Source organism: Stenotrophomonas sp. FBCC-B152, from assembly GCF_059134105.1.
This window is the reverse complement of the sequence record NZ_CP101442.1, coordinates 3,514,865-3,537,141: the sequence shown is the minus strand read 5'-3', so window position 1 is coordinate 3,537,141 and position 22,277 is coordinate 3,514,865. Positions and strand designations below refer to the sequence as shown.

The window sequence follows — 22,277 nt, the reverse complement described above, 5'->3', positions numbered from 1 at the left end:
CCAGCTTGACGTTATAGGAACAAATTCAAAGGAAGGCTGCCGCGTGGTGGGTAGTGTGCGGGTCATACGCACGCGGGGGGTCGGCTATGACGTTTGTTCACGTCCTGGGTGGGGCATCGCTGCTGATCCTGGTGGCGGTGTCCACGGTGATCAGAGCCGGGATCGGGTTGGATTGGGGAGGCGCGGAAACGGCGGCACCGGACGCTGTGGAAGAAACCGCTGCGGACGCGGTGGAGACTGTGGAGGAGCCGGTGGCTATGCTGGTTACGCCACACTTCGGGCCGTTGTTGGATCGGATGCGGCCGTGAGGTGTACCGACCAACGGTCGGCACCTACCAGATTTGCATGAAAAAAGGCCCCGCAGTGCGGGGCCTTTTTCTGTTTCGATGCTGGCGAAAATCAGCGCTTCATCGAACCGAAGAACTCGTCGTTGGACTTGGTGTTCTTCATCTTGTCGAGCAGGAACTCCATCGCGGCGATTTCGTCCATCGGGTGCAGCAGCTTGCGCAGGATCCAGATCTTCTGCAGCAGCTCCGGTTCGATCAACAGGTCTTCGCGGCGGGTGCCCGAACGGTTGATGTCGATGGCCGGGTACACACGCTTTTCGGCGATGCGACGGTTCAGGTGCACTTCGCTGTTGCCGGTGCCCTTGAACTCTTCGTAGATCACTTCGTCCATCTTGCTGCCGGTGTCGACCAGCGCAGTGGCGATGATGGTCAGGCTGCCGCCTTCTTCAACGTTGCGCGCGGCACCGAAGAAGCGCTTCGGGCGGTGCAGGGCGTTGGCGTCCACACCACCGGTGAGCACCTTGCCGGAGCTGGGCACCACGTTGTTGTAGGCACGCGCCAGGCGGGTGATCGAGTCGAGCAGGATCACCACGTCCTTCTTGTGTTCCACCAGGCGCTTGGCGCGCTCGATCACCATTTCGGCAACCTGCACGTGGCGCGCGGCCGGTTCGTCGAAGGTGGAGCTGATGACTTCGCCGCGCACGGTGCGCTGCATTTCGGTCACTTCTTCCGGACGCTCGTCGATGAGCAGCACGATCATGTGCACGTCCGGATGGTTGGTGGTGATCGCCGTAGCCACCTGCTGCATCAGCATGGTCTTACCGGCCTTCGGCGGGGAAACGATCAGCGCACGCTGACCCTTACCCTGCGGTGCCATGAGATCCATGATGCGGCCGGTGATGTCTTCGGACGAACCGTTGCCACGTTCCAGGGTGAAGCGCTTGCGCGGGAACAGCGGGGTGAGGTTCTCGAACAGCACCTTGTTCTTGGACGCTTCCAGCGGCTCACCGTTGATGGTGTCCACGATCGACAGCGCGAAGTAACGCTCGCCGTCCTTCGGGAAGCGGATGCGGCCGGACAGGTGGTCGCCGGTGCGCAGGTTGAAGCGGCGGATCTGGCTGGGCGAAATGTAGGTATCGTCCGGGCCGGCCAGGTAGCTGGCTTCAGCCGCGCGCAGGAAGCCGAAGCCGTCCGGCAGGATTTCCAGCACGCCGTCGGCGGCCACGCCGTCGCCATGGCGGGTGAGCACCTTGAGCAGGGCGAAGATCACGTCCTGCTTGCGGGCGCGGGCCACGCCTTCGGAGATCTGCAGCTGCTCGGCGATTTCCAGCAGCTTCTGCGCCGGCATGCGCTTGAGGTCGCTCAGCGAGTAGACCGGGAAGCCCTCGGGCACGTTGGCCTGCTGGCTGCGCACGAACGGCTGCTGTTCGCCATTGTCCTGCGGCATGCCGTCGTCGCGGAAGCCACCACCGCCACCACCGCCGCGATTGCGGTCGCGGTCACGGCGGTTGCGGAAACGGTCACGGCGGTTGCCCTGGCCTTGGTTCTGGTTCTGGCCCTGACCCTGGCCCTGGTTCTGACCCTGCTGGTACGGGTTCTGGCCGCCCTGCGGGTTGTTGTTATTGCGCTGGCCGCCGTCGCCGGCGTCCTGGCCACCGCCCTGCGGGGCCGGGGCATCGCCGCCGGAAGCAGCCGGTGCCTGGGGCGCCTGCTGCGGCGCTGCGGGTGCAGCCGGCGCCGGCGCGGCGGGCGCGGCAGCCAGGGGCAGGGCGTTCTGTTCGGGGGAAGACCCGGTGTCGGCGCTGCTGGCAGCGGCCTTGGCGACGCGCGGCTTGCGCACGCGCTTCTCGGCGGGCGCGTCGGCGCTCCCGGGTTCGGAAGTAGTGATATCGGACAAGTGCTGAATTCCTCGCTGGAAGGTGCGAGCGCCCGGCAGGGGCGGCGAACGTTGGGAAGGGATTCTGGAAAGAAACGTCGTCCAGAAGATGCGGCGCGCGAATGCGGCCGGATATGCCGACACTAACACCGGCTCGCGGCGCTGCGCAAGCCGGGTGGGGCAGGGTCATTCATGCGGGCGTGGGGCCCGCGGGGCAGCCGGGGTGGCCGGCTGCCGGGTGGCTCAGGCCAGGGCCTTGTCGAGCAGGCCGGCCAGCTGGGCCTTGCCCACCGCGCCAACCTGTTCGGCGACCTTCTGGCCGTCCTTGAACACCACCAGGTACGGAATCGAACGCACGTGGTACTTGATGGCCAGGTCGCGGCTCTGGTCCACGTTGACCTTCACGATCTTGGCGCGGCCGGTGTAGGCGTCGGCCAGTTCGTCCAGGGCCGGGGCGATCATCTTGCAGGGACCACACCATTCGGCCCAGAAATCGACCAGGACCGGTTCCTTGGAATTCAGCACGGTGCTATCGAAGTCGGCATCGCCGACATGTACAACCTTGTCGCTCATCTTGGTCTCTCGTTTTGGAGTGCACCCGGCAGGGCCGGAGGGGTTGAACCTGGACAGGGCTGGGGGCCTGGTCCGCGTCTGCTGCCTCGTGGCCGCGGGTGCGGCCAGCGGTGCGTCCGATGGATGCCTGGACGCTCACGGCCGGCAGTGTACCCCTATCGTCGCGAGGCGACAGACACCGGTTGGAAAGAATCGTCCTGTGACCGTCATCGCGCTTTGCCGGGGTTGGCGGGAACGATATGCGGGTGGGGCTTTGGCGGTTCCAGCCCTTCCCGCGAACGCGTTCAACTGGGGGTTGGGGCGGTGAAAGGCAGCCACGCAGGGCGTGGCTCTACTTCCGGGCGGGCCGTCGCAGGGGGGTGTGCGACTGCTTCCCCCGGTTTGGCGGCCGCTTTGCGTTAAACTGGCCCACTGTGCGGCGCCCCGGGACCGGTTCGGTCCGGCCTCCGCCTTTCCAGGCGCAGGGCCCAATGGCGACGGTGCCCCCCAAGATTGCAAGCCACCCGCATCTCTGTCGGCTGGCCTTACCAAGACGGACTCATGAGCGACAAACCGCTGACCGATTTGACCTTCTCCTCCTTCGAGCTGCATCCGGCCCTGCAGGCTGGCCTTGAAGGCGCTGGTTTCACCCGCTGCACCCCGATCCAGGCGCTGACCCTGCCGGTGGCACTGCCCGGCGGCGATGTCGCCGGCCAGGCCCAGACCGGTACCGGCAAGACGCTGGCGTTCCTGGTCGCGGTGGTGAACCGCCTGCTGACCCGCCCGGCGCTGGCCGACCGCAAGCCGGAAGACCCGCGCGCGCTGATCCTGGCGCCCACCCGCGAACTGGCCATCCAGATCCACAAGGATGCGGTGAAGTTCGGTTCGGACCTGGGCCTGCGCTTCGCGCTGGTCTACGGCGGCGTGGATTACGACAAGCAGCGCGAACTGCTGCAGCAGGGCGTGGACGTGATCATCGCCACCCCGGGCCGCCTGATCGATTACGTCAAGCAGCACAAGGTGGTGTCGCTGCACGCCTGCGAAATCTGCGTGCTCGACGAAGCCGACCGCATGTTCGACCTGGGCTTCATCAAGGACATCCGCTTCCTGCTGCGCCGCATGCCCGAGCGCACCACGCGGCAGACCCTGCTGTTCAGTGCCACGCTCAGCCACCGCGTGCTGGAGCTGGCCTATGAGCACATGAACGAGCCGCAGAAGCTGGTGGTGGAAAGCGAGTCGATCACCGCCGCGCGCGTGCGCCAGCGCATCTACTTCCCGGCCGACGAAGAGAAGATCCCGCTGCTGCTGGGCCTGCTGTCGCGCAGCGAAGGCGCGCGCACCATGGTGTTCGTCAACACCAAGGTGTTCGTGGAGCGCGTGGCGCGCTCGCTGGAGAAGGCCGGCTACCGCGTTGGCGTGCTGTCCGGCGACGTGCCGCAGAAGAAGCGCGAGAGCCTGCTCAACCGCTTCCAGAAGGGCCAGCTGGAAATCCTGGTGGCCACCGACGTGGCCGCGCGCGGCCTGCACATCGACGGCATCAAGTACGTCTACAACTACGACCTGCCGTTCGACGCCGAAGATTACGTGCACCGCATCGGCCGTACCGCCCGCCTGGGCGAGGAAGGCGATGCGATCAGCTTCGCCTGTGAGCGCTACGCGATGGGCCTGCCGGATATCGAGGCCTACATCGAACAGAAGATCCCGGTGGAAGCGGTCACCAGCGAAATCCTGACCGCGTTGCCGCGTCCGGAACGCGCCCCGGCCGCGCCGGGCGAGGAAGGCGACGAGAACGAGAGCGTTGGCCAGATCTTCCGCGAAGCGCGCGAAGCGCGCGCCGCCGAGGAAGAGCGTCGCGGCGGCGGTCGTTCGTCCAGCGGCAGCCGCTCCGGCGGTGGCCGTGGCGAGCGCAGTGGTGAGCGCAGCGGCGAACGCCGCCCGCGTGGCCCGCGCAAGCCGCGCGTGGAAGGCGAGCAGCCTGCCGTGGCCGTGGAAGGCGCCGCACCGGTCGAGGCTGCAAAGCCCGCCCAGGCGCCGCGTCCGCCGCGCGCCGAAGGTGCGCCGGAAGGTGCGGCCGAGGGCGAGCGCGCACCGCGCAAGCGCCGTCGTCGTCGCCACGGTCGTCCGGTGGAAGGTGCCGAGGGTGCCGCGCAGTCGGTCACGCCGGTGCAGGTCACCGCCAAGCCGATGCGCAACACCGCACCGGCCGCCGATCCGGGCGCAGGCTTCCTGACCCGCATCGGCCGCAAGATCCGCCGGATGCTGTCGGGCGGTTGATCTCCGATCAACGGTAGCGCCCGGCCGGTGGCCGGGCGACACGCCGTTCCCACGCCGCCATCCTCCTCCTGCATAATCGGAGGAATGAGCGTCCTGCGTTTTGACAATGTCAGCAAACACTATGCGGGCGGCCACCAGGCTCTGGTGGACGTCAGCTTCGATGTCGCACCCGGCGAAATGCTGTTCGTCACCGGGCACTCCGGCGCCGGCAAGAGCACCCTGCTCAAGTTGATCCACCTCGACGAACGGCCCAGCCGTGGCGCGGTGGTGTTCGACGAGCGCAACCTGCTCAAGGTGCGCGGTGGCGATATCCCGCACCACCGCCGTGCGGTCGGTGCGGTCTACCAGGACCACCGCCTGCTGATGGACCGCAGCATTGCCGAGAACGTAGCCCTGCCGCTGATCCTGCGCGGTACCCGCCGCGGTGACATCGGCAAGCGCGTGCGGTCGGTGCTCGAGCGCATGGGCCTGGGCCACCGTGAAAAGGCGCTGCCCTCGCAGCTGTCCGCCGGTGAGCAGCAGCGCGTGGGCATCGCCCGTGCGATCGTCGGCGAGCCCAAACTGCTGGTGGCCGATGAGCCCACCGGCAACCTCGATCCGACCCTGGCCGCTGAAATCATGGCGCTGTTCGCCGAACTGCCCGAGCGCGGCACCAGCGTGCTGGTGGTCAGCCACGACCTGGCGCTGCTTCGCGCCATGCGCAAGCGCGTGCTGATCCTCGACCACGGCAAGCTGATCGACGACATCTCGCCGCAGGACCTGGCCGAATGAGTACCGCCACCAACAAGGAAGCCGCAGCACCGTCGCGCCTGGGCGTGTGGCTGCACCACCACGGCCACAGCGTGGTGTTCAGCCTGGGCCGCGCCTGGCGCAAGCCGTGGGCCACCCTGCTGACCGTGATGGTGATGGCGCTCGCCCTGGCCCTGCCGCTGGGCCTGTCGATCGCGTTGGACAACCTCAAGCATTTCGCCGGCAGCGTGCAGCAGTCGCGCGACATCAACCTGTTCCTGAAGACCGATGTCGAGGCCGCCGCCGCCAAACAGGTCGCCGACACGCTGCGCGGTCGCGCGGATGTGGCCGGGGTAACCCTGCGCTCGCCCGATGAAGGCCTGGCCGAGCTGCGCGACAGCGCCGGACTGGGCGAAGCCATCGATGCGCTGCACAACAACCCGCTCCCTTCGCTGTTGATCATCACCCCGGCCAACGGTACCGACGACGCGCGCCTGGCGCAGTCGCTGGAGGGCCTGCCGCAGGCCGACCTGGTCCAGCACGATGCGCTGTGGCGCAAGCGCCTGGATGCCTGGCTGGGCTTCGGCACGCGCCTGGTGCAGGTGCTTTCCGTGCTGCTGGGCCTGGGCGCGGCGCTGGTGGTGGGCAACACGGTGCGGCTGGACATCCAGGCGCGCCGCGATGAAATCGGCGTGCTGCAGTTGCTGGGCGCCAGCGACGGCTTCATCCGCCGCCCGTTCCTGTACCTGGGCGCGTGGTACGGGCTGGGCGCCGGTGCGCTGGCCCTGGCGCTGGTGGGTGGCGCGGGGCTCGCGCTGCGCCCGCCGCTGGCCGCGCTGTCGCAAAGCTATGCCAGCCCGTTCGTGCTGCATGGGCTGGACCTGTTGCATTCTTCGCTCGTGCTGGTCGGCACTGTCGTGCTGGGCTGGCTGGGCGCGTGGCTGGTGACGGGGCATTTCCTGCGCCAGACCCGTCCGACCGAAACCTGAGGCCTGCCCTGCATGCGTCCGCAAGTACTGAAGCACCTGGTCGATGACGCGCCGCGCGTCATGGTGGTCGATGGTTCCAAGCTGGTCCGCAAGCTCATTGCCGATGTGCTGCAGCGCGAGCTGCCGGCGGTCGAGGTGGTGGGCTGCGCCAGCATCGAAGACGCGCGCATGGCGTTGGCGGCCGGCCCGGTCAACCTGGTCACCACCTCGCTGACGCTCAGCGATGGCGACGGCCTGGACCTGGCCCGGCTGGTGCGCGAAACCGCCGGCCAGGCCTACGTGCCGGTGATCGTGGTCTCCGGTGATGCCCAGCAGCATCTCGAGCAGCGCCGTTTCACCGATTACGTCACCGACTATTTCGACAAGGCGCTGGGGCATGAAGCACTGGCGACGTTCATCCGGGGCTACGTGCAGCCGGAAACCATACCCGGCGCCACCATCCTGTACGTGGAAGACAGCCGCGTGGTCGCCGAAGCGACCAAGCGCATGCTCGAGCGGCAGAGCTTGAACGTGCTGCATGTGATGACCGCCGAAGAGGCGTTCGCACTGCTCACCGCCGAATCGCTCGGGCGCAGCAACCACCGCATCGACCTAGTGCTCACCGACGTCACCCTGAAGGGCGAGCTGAGCGGGCTGGATGTGGTTGAGCGCGTGCGCGTGGACTTCGGCTACGGCAAGCGGCGCCTGCCGGTGCTGGTGATGACCGGCGACGGCAACCCGCTCAACCAGTCCGGGCTGCTGCAGGCCGGCGCCAACGACCTGGTGCAGAAGCCGATCGAAGAGCGGCTGCTGGTCACCAAGGTGCTGTTCCAGCTGCGCCTGTCACGCCTCAACGACAAACCCCTGGTGCGATGAACGACGACGTACAACCGACCATCCAGCTTGAAGCGAGCTGGAAGGCGCGTATTGGCGATTACCTGCTGCGCCCCGAGATGCGTGACCTGGCCGCGTTCCTGCGCCAGCGCAAGGCGGCCGGTGCGCATGTGTTCCCGCCGGGCCCGCAGATCTTCTCCGCGTTCGACGCCACCCCGTTCGACCAGGTCAAGGTGGTCATCCTTGGCCAGGATCCGTACCACGGCGCGGGCCAGGCCCATGGCCTGAGCTTCTCGGTGATGCCGGGCGTGCCGGTGCCGCCGTCGCTGTTGAACATGTACAAGGAACTGGAAGCCGACCTCGGCCTGCCGCGCCCGGACCACGGTTGCCTGCTGCCGTGGGCGCGCCGGGGCGTGCTGCTGCTCAACGCGGTGCTGACCGTGGAAGAAGGGCAGGCCGGTTCGCACCAGAAGCGCGGCTGGGAAGGGTTCACCGACCACGTGGTGGACACCCTCAACCGCGAGCGCGAGGGCCTGGTGTTCCTGCTGTGGGGCAGCTATGCGCAGCAGAAGGGCAAGGTGATCGATACCGGCCGCCACCGCGTGCTCAAGGCACCGCATCCGTCGCCGCTGTCGGCGCATCGCGGTTTCCTGGGCTGCCGACACTTCTCGTCGGCCAACCAGTACCTGGAGCGACGCGGCCTGGGCGGCATCGATTGGTCGTTGCCTGAGCGCTCCGCGCTCCAGCTGATGCGTGACGACTAACAGTCGTTACTTACACACCCAGCATTTCGATGATGGATTGCGCCACCTGCCGCTTGCGCGGCGGCAGGCGCCGGAACAGCGACAGGATGTTGCCCTCCAGGTCGTTGCGCGCGTAATCGGCGGTGGGCGCCGCGGCGCTCAACTCGCCGCCATCGGCCTTGCCGCAGCCGCGTCCGGTGGCCAGCCACTCGAAGCGCACCTGCGTCACCACGGCAATGCGCGCCAGGTGCTCCACGCTTGGATGCGTGCCTTCTTTTCGTTCCCACTGCGCTACCGCACTTCTTTTCACGCCCGTCTCATTCGCGAGTTGCGATTGCGACAGCCCTGCACTGGTCCGCGCCCCACGGATCCGGTCTGACATCGTGAGCATGGCAATCCCCTTCCCATTCCTTGAGTGGTGGAGGGTTATCGATACTAACGAGACAGCAATTCTTTCAACATAATGTACAGAATTGCTGTCTGTCGTTGGCACCGCAGGGTTACCCATCCGTAAACCCCGCAGCGACAGCCCAACTTCCCTCAGTAAATCTACTGGCCGGTTTGACGATTGTCACCCGTGCACGTAGTTAATCCTCCATGCCGGCCAAATAATCCGCCGGAAAAACTGAACATCGGAACAGGCCAGCATCCTTTCACACACGGTAGGTATTTCCCTACACGTGATGGAGCGCTGCGGCCACGAAACCGGGGGATGGCCGATGGATAATGTGTCAGGTGTGAATAGGGCGTTAGTGTGGTTCAGGATTGTCAGATTGTCCGCATTATTTGTGATGGGTATCGCGCTATCAAGCGTATTTACTGTCGCAAATGCCCAGGATGCGTGCACGGCAAATGGCGCGTGTGTATCCGCTGGTCCGCGACTTGCGCAGGTCGATAGCACACAAAGCCCCGTGCTGAATCTGCTTTTCACGACGCTTTTGCCCGGAACAAATATCAATATCACCGCGGTGGACTGGAACAACATCGCCGGTGCCGATGTGAATCTCAACGCACTGCTGACCCGCCTCAACGGCGGCGTCGCGGTCAGCGACCCCAGCCAGGTGCTCAACGCCAACATCACCCTGGGCCAGCTGCAGGCCGCACTGGTGTCCGTGCTGCAGGCCGACGGCAACACGCTGGCCGCCAACGCCCTCAACCTGCTGACATCCTCGCTGAGCGGCCTGAGCGGCAACATCCGCCTGGCCGACCTGCTGCAGGTCAGCCTGCCGCCCGGTTCGCTGGCCAACGTCAACCTGGACGTACTGGACCTGATCACCGGTGGCGTGCAGCTGTACAACTTCCGCAACGTGGTGACCACGCCCACGCCGGTCACGCTCACCACCGCACAGCTGGCCCCGCTCGGCCTGGGCGGCCTGGCCAACGTGCGCATCTGGGCGCAGGTGATCGAGCCGCCGGTGTACAACTGCGGCCCGGTGGGCACCGGCTTCCACAGCGCCGCGATCCGCCTCAAGTTCGATTTCGACGTCGTCCAGGGGCTCAACATCGCGCCCCTGGTGTCGGCGTTGAACGGGCTCAACGTCGGCGGCCTGGTCTCGCTGGCCGGCACCAACATCACCGCCTCGCTGCTGCACCTGTCGGTGTATGCCGACATCGCCCGTGCCGAAGGCACCATCAACGCGGTCAACCTGGCCAGCAACGCGGTGACCCTGCAGGCACGGCCCGGCCTGGTCAACCTGTACATCGGCACGATCAGCGATGCCGTGTTCTTCAACCGCACCGCCGTGCTGACCCCGGCCAGTGTTACCCCGATCAATGCCACCTCGCTGGCCGTCACGGTGGGGGTCAACCTGCTCGCTGGCCTGAAGGTGGCCGATGTCGATGTGCCACTGACGGTATCGGTGCGTGCCGTTGCCACCGGAACGCCGTCGACACAGTCTGTCGTCTTCAACGGGCCCTATCCACAGACCCGCACGCTGACCAGCGGCACGGTCACGGCCACCTCACTGGTCACCTCGCTGGTCAACTCGCTGGAACTGCAGATCACCAGCGGCACGCCGGTGGTGCGCCTGGTCAACAGCCTCATCGTGCTGCCGCTGCCGGTGAACACCATCGTCAATGCGCTGGTCAGCACGCTGCTGCAGCCGCTCAGGGTCGTGGTCAATGCGGTGGTCGCGCCGGTCCTGGCTGCAGTGCTGGGCGGGGTAGTGGACAACCTGCTGGGCCTGCTCGGCATCCGCATCGGCCAAGCGGTGTTCACGGTGGAAAGCATTTCGCAGAGCTGCGCGGCGACCGTACAGCTGGTCAAGACGCTGGCGCCCACCACCGATACCGGGGTGTTCAACCTCAGTGTCGCGCAGGGCGCCACGGTCCTGGCCAGCGCGGCCAACGTGGGCAACAACGGCGCCACTACGGCGGTGGTGACCACACCGGGCACGGTCTACACGCTGGCCGAAACCGCCGGCACCGCCACCGTGCTGGCGCGCTATGCCAGCACCTGGGAGTGCAAGGACCAAGCCGGCACCACGCTGACCAGCGGCACCGGGCAGAACTTCAATTTCACCTCGCCTGCGTTGTCCGCGCAGCCACTGAACGTGGTCTGCCGCATCACCAATCGAACACGCCAGGCGGATCTATCGATCACCAAGTCCGATGGCAGCGGTACCTACACGCCGGGCGGCACGGCCAGCTACGTCATCACCGTCAGCAATGCCGGGCCGGATCCGGTCACCGCTGCGCAGGTGACCGACACGCTGCCGGCGGGCGCCACGCTGAGCGCGCCGTGGAGCTGTGCTGCGTCGGCAGGCAGCGTCTGCAGTGCCGCCAGTGGCGGTGCGGCCGGCGGTAACAGCGTCAGCCTTGGGGTCGATCTGATCAATGGCGGGCAGGCCACGATCACCGTGCCGGTCCGCTTCAGCGCCGACCCCGCCGCGTACTAGTCGTACCCACCCGGAGCGCCACCGTGGCGGTGGCGCTTCGGCAGCAACGACGCAACACGCAGCGCGCGGGGAGGTCCCTGCGCGATGCTTTCGAGGATCACTGCATGCCGACCGCCAGCGCCCGCCGCTTCCTTTCCCAGCCCACCGCCAGCCGCCTGCGCGCCCGCGCGCTGCCCTTGGCCGGTGTACTGCTGATGGCCCTGGCCACCGCCGGCGTGCACGCGCAGGCGTACCGCAACCCGCTGGTCAACACCGCCACGGTCGCCGCCCCGGCCGACATCTCCGATCCCACCCCCGGCAACAACAGCAGCAGCGACAGCAACACCCTGGCGGCTACGGCGCAGTTGAGCGTGGTCAAGACCATCACCTCGGCCGTGCCGGTCCCAGTCGGCGGCGCGGTGCAGTACCGCATCGAAGTGCGCAACGCGGGACCGTCGCAGGCCGTGGGTGCAACGTTGACTGATTCGGTGCCGACCCAGCTCACCGGCGTTACCTGGACCTGCGCGCCGGTATCGGCCGCAACCTCCTGTTCCGCCGCGTCGGGCACCGACAGCGTCAATGTCGGGGTCAATGTCGGCGTGGGCGAAGTGCTGGTGGTGCTGGTCAGTGGTACCGCGCCCACCGTCACCCCGGCCACGATCTCGGCCAACAGCGCCACCATCACGCCGCCGCCGGGCACCACTGATCCCACGCCGGGCGACAACACCTCCACCACGCCCACGATCACCGTGCAGGCGGCGGCGATCATTGCCAACAACGACAACTACACCGCCACGCCGATTGCGCCGGGCGCCGGTGGCACCACGCCGCGTGTGTTCGCCAACGACACCCTCAACGGCGCGGCCTTCGCCGACGCCGCCGTGGTGGCCACGCTCACCACCGCGCCGGCCGGCTATGCCATCAACGCCAACGGCACCATCAGCGTGCCGGCCACCGCTGCGGCGGGTCCGGTCACGCTGACGTACCAGATCTGCGAAGCGGCGTCCCCCAGCAACTGTGCCAGCGCCAACGTGGCCTTGATCGTCAGCCCCAACGCGGTGGACGACAGCGTGGCGGTGCAGGCCGGGCAGGCGGTGAACGGCAACGTGGGCGCCAATGACAATGCGGTTGCCGGTTCCACCTTCACCCAGACCGGAACGGCCCCGACCCAGGGCACGCTGACGCTGCAATCGACCGGTGCCTTCACCTACACCGCCAACGCCGGTGCCACCGGTACCGATACCTTCAGTTACCAGCTGTGCCTGCCGGCGCCCAATGGCGCCGTGTGCGATACCGCGACGGTCACCGTCAACCTCACCGCGAACGTGATCGACGCGGTCAACGACGACTTCAGCGCGGCGTCCATTCCGGCTGCGGCGGGCGGCACTACGGCAAGCGTGCTCACCAATGACACGTTCAATGGCGCGGCGGTTGTGCCGGCCAACCTGACCACCACCCTGATCACTGCGCCCGCCGGTTACACGATCAACGCCGCCGGCGCGATCAGCGTGCCGGCCAATGCCGTGGCCGGTCCGGTCAGCCTGGCGTACCGCATCTGCGTCACCGCCGCGCCCACGTTGTGCGATACCGCCGCGGTGCAGGTGGTGGTGGGCCCGAACGCGCTGGACGATGCCATCACCACGCCCGGCGCCGGGCAGCCGGTGTCGGGCAGTGTGGCCGGCAATGACAACACACCGGCCGGCTCCGCCTTCACCCCGGCCGGTGCGGCCGCCACCCAGGGCACGGTCATCCTCAACGGCGATGGCGCGTTCACCTACACGCCCAATGCCGGCGCCAGTGGCACCGATACGTTCGGCTACCAGGTCTGCCTGCCGGCGCCGAATGGCGCGGTCTGCGATACCGCGGTCGTCACCGTCACGCTGGGTGCCAACGCGCTGCTGGCCAACGACGATCTGTTCCCGACCCCGGTGTCGGCCCTTACCGGTGGCAGCACGCCGAGCGTGCTCGGCAACGATACCCTCAATGGCGTCGTGGTTACCCCGGGTACCGTCACCGCCACCCTGCAGGGCGCCGTGACCGGTTTCAGCCTGGATGCGGTCTCCGGTGTGATCACCGTAACGGCCGGTGTTCCGGCCGGCGCCACCGCGCTGAGCTACCAGCTGTGCGAGAACGCGGTGCCGGCCAATTGCAGCACCGCCAACGTGCAGGTGCTGGTCAGCCCGGCCGCGCAGCCCGACAGTTACCCCGTGCAGTCGGGCCAGGCGGCTACCGGCAACGTAGGCACCAATGATGCGCCGCCGGTCGGCGCGGTGTTCGCCGCGCTGAGCCAGCCGACGCTGGGCACGCTGGTCTTCAACGCCGACGGCAGCTTCACCTACACCTCGGCACCGGGCAGCACCGGCAGCGACACGATCACCTACCAGGTGTGCCTGCCGGCGCCGAACAGCGGCGTGTGTGCGACCACCACGGCGGCCTTCGTCATCGCCGCCAACACCGTGGATGCAGTGGATGATCCGTTCACCTCGCCCGCGATCTCGCCGGTGACCGGCGGCAGCACGCCGTCGGTACTGGGCAATGACCTGTACAACGGCGCGCCCGCGGCCGCTGCGCAGGTCACCCTGAGCCTGACCGGCACGGCACCGCCGGGCTACACCATCACCAGCGCCGGGGTGATCAACGTCCCGGCCGGTGCCGCCGCCGGTGCGGTGAGCATCACCTACGAGCTGTGCGAAGCCGGCACCACCAGCAACTGCGACACCGCTGCGGTCGCGCTGCTGATCGCCCCCGCTGCCGCCGACGACACCTACACCACGTCGGCTGGCCAGCCGCTGGTGGGCGATGTCAGCATCAACGACAACGCGCCGGCCGGCGCCACCTACAGCGTGCTCACGCCGCCGGCCGCGGGCACCTTCACCCTGCAGGCAAACGGCAGCTTCAGCTACACGCCCGCCGGCGCTGGGCCGCAGACCCTGCAGTACCAGGTCTGCCTGCCGGCACCGGATGCCGGCACCTGCGCTACCGGCACGGTGAACATCACCGTCATCGCCAACACGCTGGATGCGGTGGACGACAACTTCCGCGCGCCGGTGTTTGCCCCGGGTGCCGGCGGCACCACGCCAAGCGTGCTCGGCAACGACACCTTCAACGGCGCCGCAGCGAACCCGCTGCAGGTCACCGTGAACCTCGTGGGCGCACCGGCCGGTTTCAGCATGGATGCGACCGGCATCATCACCGTGTCCGGGTTCGCCCCGGCCGGCGCCACCACGCTCACCTACGAGCTGTGCGAACTGGGCTCGACCAGCAACTGCGACACCGCCGCAGCACAGGTGCTGATCGCACCGGATGCGCAGGACGACACCGCAACGGTCACCGGCACCCAGCCGGGCAGCTTCAACCTGGCCGCCAACGACAACGTGCCGGCCGGTGCGACCTTCACCGTCACCGTTGCCCCGACCAAGGGCACCGCCGTGCTGGCGGCGGACGGCACCCTGCAGTACACCGCCACGGCGGGCCAGAGCGGGGCCGACACGCTCACCTACCAGGTGTGCCTGCCCGCGCCGGATGGCACCACCTGCGATACCGCGCAGGTGGCGATCAACATCGCCGCCGCCGCACTGGTGGCAGTGAACGACGACTACAGCGCCAGCCCGATTCCGCCCAGTGGCGGCAGCACGCCCAGCGTGCTGCTCAACGACACGTTCAACGGCGCGACCATCGTGCCTGGCACCACCCCGGTGACTGCATCGCTGGCCACCCTGGTATCGGGCTACAGCATGGCCGCCAACGGCGTGATCTCGGTTGCCGCCGGTACGCTGCCGGGGTCCGTGGCCCTGAACTACCAGGTCTGCGAAACCGCGCTGCCCAGTAACTGCGCCACGGCGACCGCCGTGGTGGTGATGAGCCCGGATGCCGTCAATGACACGCTGCCGGCCACTGCTGGCGCCACCACCGTGCTCAACGTGCTGGCCAATGACGTGGCCCCGCTTGCGCCGGTGGTCAGCGTGACCGTACAACCGCTCGGCGGCACCGCCGTGGTCAATGGCGATGGCTCCCTGAGCTACACGCCCACCGGTCCGTTCGTCGGCCCGGATACGCTCACCTACCAGCTGTGCCTGCCGGCGCCACACGGCGCCGTGTGCGATACCGCCACGGTAGCGCTCAACGTGACCGCCACCACGCTCGCCGCAGTCAACGACAACTTCACCGGCACGCCCATCGCACCGGCGGCCGGTGGCAGCACCGCCAGCGTGCTGCTCAATGACACCTTCAACGGCAGCCTGATCGTGCCCGGCACCACCCCCGTGGTCGCCACGCTGCTCAGCCCCGTGACCGGGTACACGATGGCCGCCGACGGCGTGGTCAGCGTGGCGCCGGGCACCACGCCTGCCGCGGTCACGTTGAGCTACCAGGTGTGCGAGACCGCATTGCCGACCAACTGCGCTGCCGCCACTGCGGTGGTGGCGGTCAGCCCGGATGCGGCCGACGACAACCTGCCGGCCACCGCCGGCACCACCACCCTGCTCAACGTGCTGGCCAATGACGCCGCGCCGCTCAACCCGCTGGTGACAATTCCGGGTGCCCCGACCAATGGCACCGCCGTGGCCAATGGCGACGGCAGCATCAGCTACACGCCGACGGGCGCCTTCGTCGGTACGGACAGCTTCACCTACCAGGTGTGCCTGCCCGCACCAGGCGGCACTGTCTGCGATACCGCCACCGTCAGCGTCACCGTCAGTGCGACCACGCTCACCGCCGTGGCCGATGACTTCACGGCAACGCCGATCGCGCCGGCCACCGGCGGCAGCACCACCAGCGTGCTGCTCAACGACACTTTCAGTGGCGCGCCGATCATTCCGGGTACCACCGCCGTCACTGCCTCGCTGTCTTCCCCGGTCACCGGCTACAGCATGGCCGCCAATGGCGTGATCACCGTGGCGCCGGGTACGACGCCGGCTGCGGTCACGCTGAACTACCAGGTGTGTGAAAACACCGTACCCACCAACTGTGCTGGCGCCACTGCCCTGGTAGCAGTCAGCCCGGAGGCGGTGGATGACGCCCTGCCGGCCACCGCCGGCACCACCACCGTGCTCAACGTGCTGGCCAACGACACCGCGCCGCTGGCCCCGACCGTCACCGTTCCGGCCGCGCCGGCCAACGGTGCGGCGCTGGTCAACGGCGACGGCACCATCAGCTACACGCCCAACGCCGGCTTCACCGGCGCCGACAGCTTCACCTACCAGGTATGCCTGCCGGCACCGGCCGCGGCTGTCTGCGATACCGCGACCGTGGCCGTCACCGTCGGTGTGACCACCCTCACCGCCGCGCCCGATGATTTCACCACCACGCCGATCGCACCTGCCGCTGGCGGCAGCACCGCCAGCGTGCTGCTCAACGACACCTTCAATGGGGTGGCGATCGTGCCCGGCACCACGCCGGTGACCGCCACGCTGCTGACCGTGGAACCCGGCTACAGCATGGCCGCCAACGGGGTGATCAGCGTGGCACCGGGCACCACGCCCGCTGCGGTCACGCTGAACTACCAGGTCTGCGAAACCGCCGTCCCGGCCAATTGCGCGGCCGCTGCCGCCGTGGTCGCAGTGAGTCCGGTCGCGGTGGACGACGCCCTGCCGGCGGCTGCGGGCGTCGCCACGGTGCTCAACGTCACCGCCAACGACACGTTGCCGGCCAATCCGACCATCACCGTATCGGTTGCACCGACCAACGGCACCGCCGTGGTCAATGGCGACGGCACCATCACGTACACGCCGACTGCCGGTTTCACCGGCGCGGACAGCTTCACCTACCAGGTGTGCCTCCCGGCGCCGGGCGCCGCCGTGTGCGATACCGCTTCGGTTGCGGTCACCGTCAGCGTCACCGGCCTGGTGGCAGTGAACGACGACTTTACTGGTACGCCCATCGCTCCGGCGGCCGGTGGCAGCACCGCCAGCGTACTGCTCAATGACACGTTCAACGGCGCGCCGATCGTGCCGGGCACCACCCCGGTGACCGCCTCGCTGCTCACCACTGCCACCGGCTACACCATGGCCGCCAACGGTGTTGTCACCGTGGCCCCGGGCACCACGCCGGCAGCGGTCACGCTGAACTACCAGGTATGCGAGAACGCGGTACCCAGCAACTGCGCCAGCGCCGCCGTCGTGGTGGCCGTGAGCCCGGACGCGGTGGCCGATACGCTGCCCGCCGCCGCCGGCACCACCACCGTGCTCAACGTGCTGGCCAACGATGCCGCACCGCTGAACCCGGTCGTCACGATCCCGACCCCGCCGACCAGCGGCACCGCCGTGGTCAACGGCGACGGCAGCATCAGCTACACGCCCACCGGGCCGTTCACCGGTACCGACACGTTCACCTACCAGCTGTGCCTGCCCGCGCCGGGCGCAACGGTCTGCGACACCGCTACCGTCAGCATCACGGTGAGTGCCACCACGCTTACCGCCGTGGCCGATGACTTCACCGCCACGCCCATCGCACCGGCGGCCGGTGGCAGCACCGCCAGCGTGCTGCTGAACGACACCTTCAACGGCGCGCCGATCGTGCCGGGCACCACCCCGGTGACTGCCTCGCTGCTCACCAGCGTGGCCGGTTACACCATGGCTGCCAATGGCGTGGTCAGCGTAGCCCCGGGCACGACCCCTGCGGCAGTCACGCTGAATTACCAGGTGTGCGAGAACGCGGTGCCGACCAACTGCGCCGGCGCGTCCGTGGTGGTGGCCGTGAGCCCGGATGCCGTGGCCGATGCGCTGCCCGCCACCGCTGGTACCACCACCGTGCTCAACGTGCTGGCCAATGACGCCGCACCGCTCAACCCGGTGGTCACGATCCCGAGCCCGCCAACCAGCGGCACCGCCGTGGTCAACGGCGACGGCACCATCAGCTACACGCCCACCGCTGGTTTCACCGGCTCCGACAGCTTCACCTACCAGCTGTGCCTGCCCGCGCCGGGTGCAACGGTCTGCGATACCGCTACCGTCAGCATCACGGTGAGTGCCACCACGCTCAGCGCCGTGGCCGATGACTTCACCGCCACGCCCATCGCACCGGCCGCCGGTGGCAGCACTGCCAGCGTGCTGCTCAACGACACCTTCAACGGTGCGCCGATCGTGCCCGGCACCACCCAGGTCACCGCCTCGCTGGTCACCCCGGTGACCGGCTACAGCATGGCGCCCAACGGCGTGGTCACGGTTGCGCCCGGCACCACGCCGGCCGCCGTCACGCTCAGCTACCAGGTGTGCGAAATCGCCGTGCCCACCAACTGCGCGCAATCCACCGCCGTAGTGGCGGTCAGCCCGGTGGTGGTGGATGACACCCTCAACGCCGCTGCCGGCACCACCACGGTGCTCAACGTCACCGTCAACGACACGCTGCCCACCAACCCCACCATCACCGTGTCGGTTGCACCGGCCAATGGCACCGCGACGGTGAACGGCGATGGCACCATCAGCTACACGCCCAACGCCGGTTTCACCGGTCCGGACACCTTCACCTACCAGGCCTGCCTGCCGGCGCCCGCTGCCGGGGTCTGCGACACCGCCACTGTCGCGCTCACCGTGGCCGCCACCTCGGTGACGGTGGTGAATGATGACTTCACCGGCACCCCGATCGCGCCGGCCACCGGTGGCAGCACCGCCAGCGTGCTGCTCAACGACACGTTCAATGGCGCGCCGATCGTGCCCGGCACCACGTCGGTGACGGCGTCGCTGGTCAACCCCGCCACCGGCTACAGCATGGCAACCAACGGCGTGGTCAGCGTCGCCGCAGGCACCACCCCGGCGGCGGTGACGCTCAGCTACCAGGCGTGCGAAAACGCGGTGCCCACCAACTGCGCGCAGGGCACCGCCGTGGTTGCGGTCAGCCCGGTCGCGGCCGATGACACCCTGTCGGCCACGGCGGGCACCACCACCGTGCTCAACGTCACCGCCAATGACACGCTGCCGACCAACCCCACCATCACCGTGTCGGTGGCACCGGCCAACGGCACCGTCGTGGTCAATGGCGATGGCACCATCAGCTACACCCCGACCGGACCCTTCACCGGCGCGGACAGCTTCACCTACCAGGTGTGCCTGCCGGCCCCCGGCGCGGGGGTGTGCGACACCGCCACCGTCAGCCTGACAGTGACCGCAAGCGCGCTGGTTGCGGTGGGCGATGACTTCAGCGGGGTGCCGGTCGCGCCGACCGGGGGCAGCACCGCCAGCGTGCTGCTCAACGACACCTTCAACGGTGCGCCGATCGTGCCGGGCACCACGCCGGTGACCGCGTCGCTGGTCAGCGCGGTGCCGGGCTACAGCATGGCCGCCAACGGGGTGGTCACGGTTGCGCCGGGCACCACGCCCGCCGCCACCACGCTCACCTACCAGGTGTGCGAGAACGCACAGCCGGCCAACTGCGCGCAGGCCACGGCGCTGGTCGCGGTGCGTCCCAACGCGGCCGATGACACCCTGCCCGCCGGCAGCGGCACCACCGTGCTCAACGTGGCGGCCAACGACACCTTGCCGCTGGGTCCGGTGTTCACCGTGTCGGTGCCGCCCACCAATGGCACCGCCGTGGTCAACGGCGACAACACCATCAGCTACACGCCCACTGCCGGCTTCACCGGTACCGACAGCTTCACCTACCAGGTGTGCCTGCCCGCGCCGAACCTCAACGTGTGCGATACCGCCACAGTCAGCGTGACGGTCACGGCGGCGCTGCTGGATGCCGTGGACGACACCGCCACCAACGTGCCGGCCACCGGCGCGCTGGGCCTGCTCAACGTGTTCGCCAACGACACCTTCAATGGCACCGCGCTCGATCCGGCCACGGTGGTGCTGACCCCGAACAACACCACGGCGCTGACCATCCAGCCCAACGGCAGCCTGGACGTGGCAGCAGGTACGCCCGGCGTCACCTACACCACCACTTACCGCATCTGCCTGGTGGCACAGCCGACGGTGTGCGACATCGGCACGGTGTCGGTCACCCTGGCCGCCACGCCCGGCCTGCTGGACGCAGTGGATGACACGGTGGCCAACGTACCGGCCTCCGGTGCCACCGGTGTGGCCAACGTGCTGGCCAACGACACCTACAACAGCGCCGCGCTCGATCCGGCCACGGTGGTGCTGACCCCGGTCAACACCGCAGTGCTGACCATCCAGCCCAATGGCAGTGTCAATGTGGCGGCCGGTACCCCGGGCAGCACCTACACCACCACCTACCAGATCTGCCTGGTGGCACAACCGGCGGTGTGCGATATCGGCACGGTCTCGGTCACACTCGCCAACCCCGCCGTGCTGGTGGCGGCCGACGACAGCGTGGTCGATGTGCCGGCGGCCGGTGCCAGCGCCGTGATCAATGTGCTGACAAACGACAGCTTGAACGGCGCGCCGCTGGATCCGGCGACCGTCGTGCTGACCCCGGTCAATACCGCCGCGCTGACCATCCAGCCCAACGGCAGCGTGAACGTGGCGGCCGGCACGCCCGGTACCACCTACACCACCACCTACCAGATCTGCCTGGTGGCGCAGCCCACCGTCTGCGCGACCGGCACGGTGTCGGTCACGCTGGCGGCGGCGCCGCTGGCTGTACCGGTGGCCAACCCCGACCAGGCCACGACGCCGCAGGACGGGCAGATCGACGTGCCGGTGCTGGCCAACGACCTGGTCAACGGTGCGCCGCTGGATCCGCAGACAGTGGCCGTGACCATCACCACTGCACCTGCGTCGGGCACCGCCGTGGTCCTGGCCGGAGGCATCGTGCGCTACACCCCGGCCCCCAACTACAGCGGCCCGGACACCTTCACCTACACCGTGTGCAACCAGGCTTCGCCGCCGGACTGCAGCAGCGCCACCGTCACCGTGCAGGTAGAGCTCAACGACGTGGACGTGGTGGACGAGAACATCACCGTGCTCAGCGGCACCACCACCACGGTGCCGCTGCTGGACAACCTCACCACCAGCGGCGCGCGCATCAATGCAGCCTCCATGCGCCTGGCACGTGCCGCAGTCAACGGCCGCGCAACCTGTGCCAACGGCGATTGCATCTACACCGCCTTCGTCGGCTACAGCGGCCTGGACAACTTCAGCTACACCATCTGCGACAACTCCGTGCCCACCCCGGTGTGCGTGGAAGGTCGGGTCAACGTGGTGGTCACCGCCGATCCGGTGGTGCTGCGCCTGACCAAGCAGGCCACCCAGCGCAGCGTGCAGGTGGGCGACGTGGTGCGCTACGTGGTCACCGTGGAGAACATGGGCGACTTCGACGCGCTGGGCGTGACCCTGCTCGATACCCTGCCGAGTGGCTTCACCTTCATCCCGGGTGGCTTCGAGGCCCACGATGCCGACAACGCCGCACGTGCCAGCGGCGTGGCACCGCTGCAGATCGATGGCCTGGATATCCCGGCAGGTGGCTCGGCGACGCTCGTGTACTACCTGCGGGTGGGGGCGGGTGTCGGGCTGGGTGTGCACACCAACCGCATCACCGCAGCAGACGTGCTGGGCACCACCATCAGCAACGTGGCCTCGGCCGACGTGGAGGTGATCGGCGATCCGCTGCTGGATGAGAGCCTGGTGATCGGCAGTGTGTTTGACGACCACAACGGCAACGGCGTGCAGGATGCCGGCGAGCGCGGCATCCCCGGCGTGCGCGTGGTGTCGGTGGAAGGCCTGGTGATCGAAACCGACGCCTACGGCCGCTACCACCTGGTTGGCATCAACGGCGGCCAGGCGCGCGGGCGCAACTTCATCCTCAAGGTCGACCCGAGCACCCTGCCGGCCGAGGCACGCTTCACCACCCGCAACCCGCTCGTGCGGCGGATCACCCCGGGGCTGCCGGTGCGCTTCGACTTCGGTGTCGCCTTGCCACAGGGGCGCATGGAGGCGGGACCACCGCGATCGGTACTGGAGGTGGGCGAGGGGCTGTTCGTACCCGGCCAGGCCACGCTCGGCCCGGCGGCTGAAGCGGTGCTGGCGCACGCCGCCCGCACGCTGCAGGCGCAGGGCGGTGGGCAGCTCAACGTGGCCGTGGGGCAGGCCACGCCCGAACTGGCCGCACAGCGTGCCGATGCGTTGCGGCAGGCATTGCTGCCACGCCTTCCGGCCGACGTTGCCGCCCGTGTGCAGGTCCAGGTGCAGCCCACTGCGCCGGCCCGCCCCGCCACCCGTGCGGATCGCTGAGGAGATGCC

11 protein-coding genes are annotated in these 22,277 nt (G+C 68.3%); 8 read left to right on the top strand and 3 right to left on the bottom strand.

Annotated elements, in window-relative coordinates; translation table 11 throughout:
• Positions 1-86: 86 nt before the first annotated feature.
• On the top strand, positions 87-308 hold the full coding sequence (locus tag NMB40_RS16195; RefSeq protein WP_494359088.1) for a hypothetical protein: 222 nt from the start codon (positions 87-89) through the stop codon (positions 306-308).
• A 91-nt stretch (positions 309-399) separates the two neighbouring features.
• Here NMB40_RS16195 and rho read toward each other — a convergent pair whose 3' ends face one another.
• Both rho and trxA read right to left on the bottom strand, forming a co-directional pair.
• Positions 400-2,184, bottom strand: coding sequence for a transcription termination factor Rho (gene rho, locus NMB40_RS16190; protein WP_494359087.1), 1,785 nt, complete (start codon positions 2,182-2,184; stop codon positions 400-402).
• A 222-nt stretch (positions 2,185-2,406) separates the two neighbouring features.
• Complete coding sequence (gene trxA / locus NMB40_RS16185; RefSeq protein ID WP_282246700.1) at positions 2,407-2,736, bottom strand: thioredoxin; 330 nt, start codon at positions 2,734-2,736, stop codon at positions 2,407-2,409.
• Positions 2,737-3,276: 540 nt separating this feature from the next.
• On the opposite strand from trxA, the gene rhlB reads away from it, so the two are divergent.
• From rhlB to ung, 5 genes are all read left to right on the top strand, one after another.
• Positions 3,277-4,989 carry an ATP-dependent RNA helicase RhlB gene (rhlB, locus tag NMB40_RS16180; protein ID WP_068854241.1) on the top strand — a complete coding sequence of 571 codons (1,713 nt, stop codon included), beginning with the start codon at positions 3,277-3,279 and terminating at the stop codon, positions 4,987-4,989.
• Between the two features lie 84 nt (positions 4,990-5,073).
• Positions 5,074-5,760 carry a cell division ATP-binding protein FtsE gene (ftsE, locus tag NMB40_RS16175; protein WP_068854240.1) on the top strand — a complete coding sequence of 229 codons (687 nt, stop codon included), beginning with the start codon at positions 5,074-5,076 and terminating at the stop codon, positions 5,758-5,760.
• Positions 5,757-6,707, top strand: a complete 951-nt coding sequence (ftsX, locus tag NMB40_RS16170; RefSeq protein WP_494359086.1) for a permease-like cell division protein FtsX — start codon at positions 5,757-5,759, stop codon at positions 6,705-6,707. Before ftsE ends, ftsX begins: the two co-directional genes overlap by 4 nt.
• Before the next feature lie 12 nt (positions 6,708-6,719).
• Positions 6,720-7,562: a response regulator gene (locus NMB40_RS16165; protein WP_494359085.1), complete on the top strand. Its 843-nt coding sequence runs from the start codon at positions 6,720-6,722 to the stop codon at positions 7,560-7,562.
• Positions 7,559-8,284, top strand: coding sequence for a uracil-DNA glycosylase (gene ung / locus NMB40_RS16160; protein WP_494359084.1), 726 nt, complete (start codon positions 7,559-7,561; stop codon positions 8,282-8,284). Before NMB40_RS16165 ends, ung begins: the two co-directional genes overlap by 4 nt.
• Before the next feature lie 10 nt (positions 8,285-8,294).
• Here the strand turns inward: ung and NMB40_RS16155 are convergent, their stop codons facing one another.
• Positions 8,295-8,645: a helix-turn-helix domain-containing protein gene (locus tag NMB40_RS16155; RefSeq protein WP_237334372.1), complete on the bottom strand. Its 351-nt coding sequence runs from the start codon at positions 8,643-8,645 to the stop codon at positions 8,295-8,297.
• 301 nt (positions 8,646-8,946) lie between these two features.
• On the opposite strand from NMB40_RS16155, the gene NMB40_RS16150 reads away from it, so the two are divergent.
• A complete protein-coding gene (locus NMB40_RS16150) occupies positions 8,947-11,160 on the top strand; it encodes a hypothetical protein (RefSeq protein WP_494361090.1) in 2,214 nt (737 codons plus the stop codon).
• A gap of 104 nt (positions 11,161-11,264) precedes the next feature.
• Positions 11,265-22,268 (top strand): Ig-like domain-containing protein, encoded by an 11,004-nt coding sequence (locus NMB40_RS16145; protein ID WP_494359083.1) that lies wholly within the window; start codon positions 11,265-11,267, stop codon positions 22,266-22,268.
• Positions 22,269-22,277 lie beyond the last annotated feature (9 nt).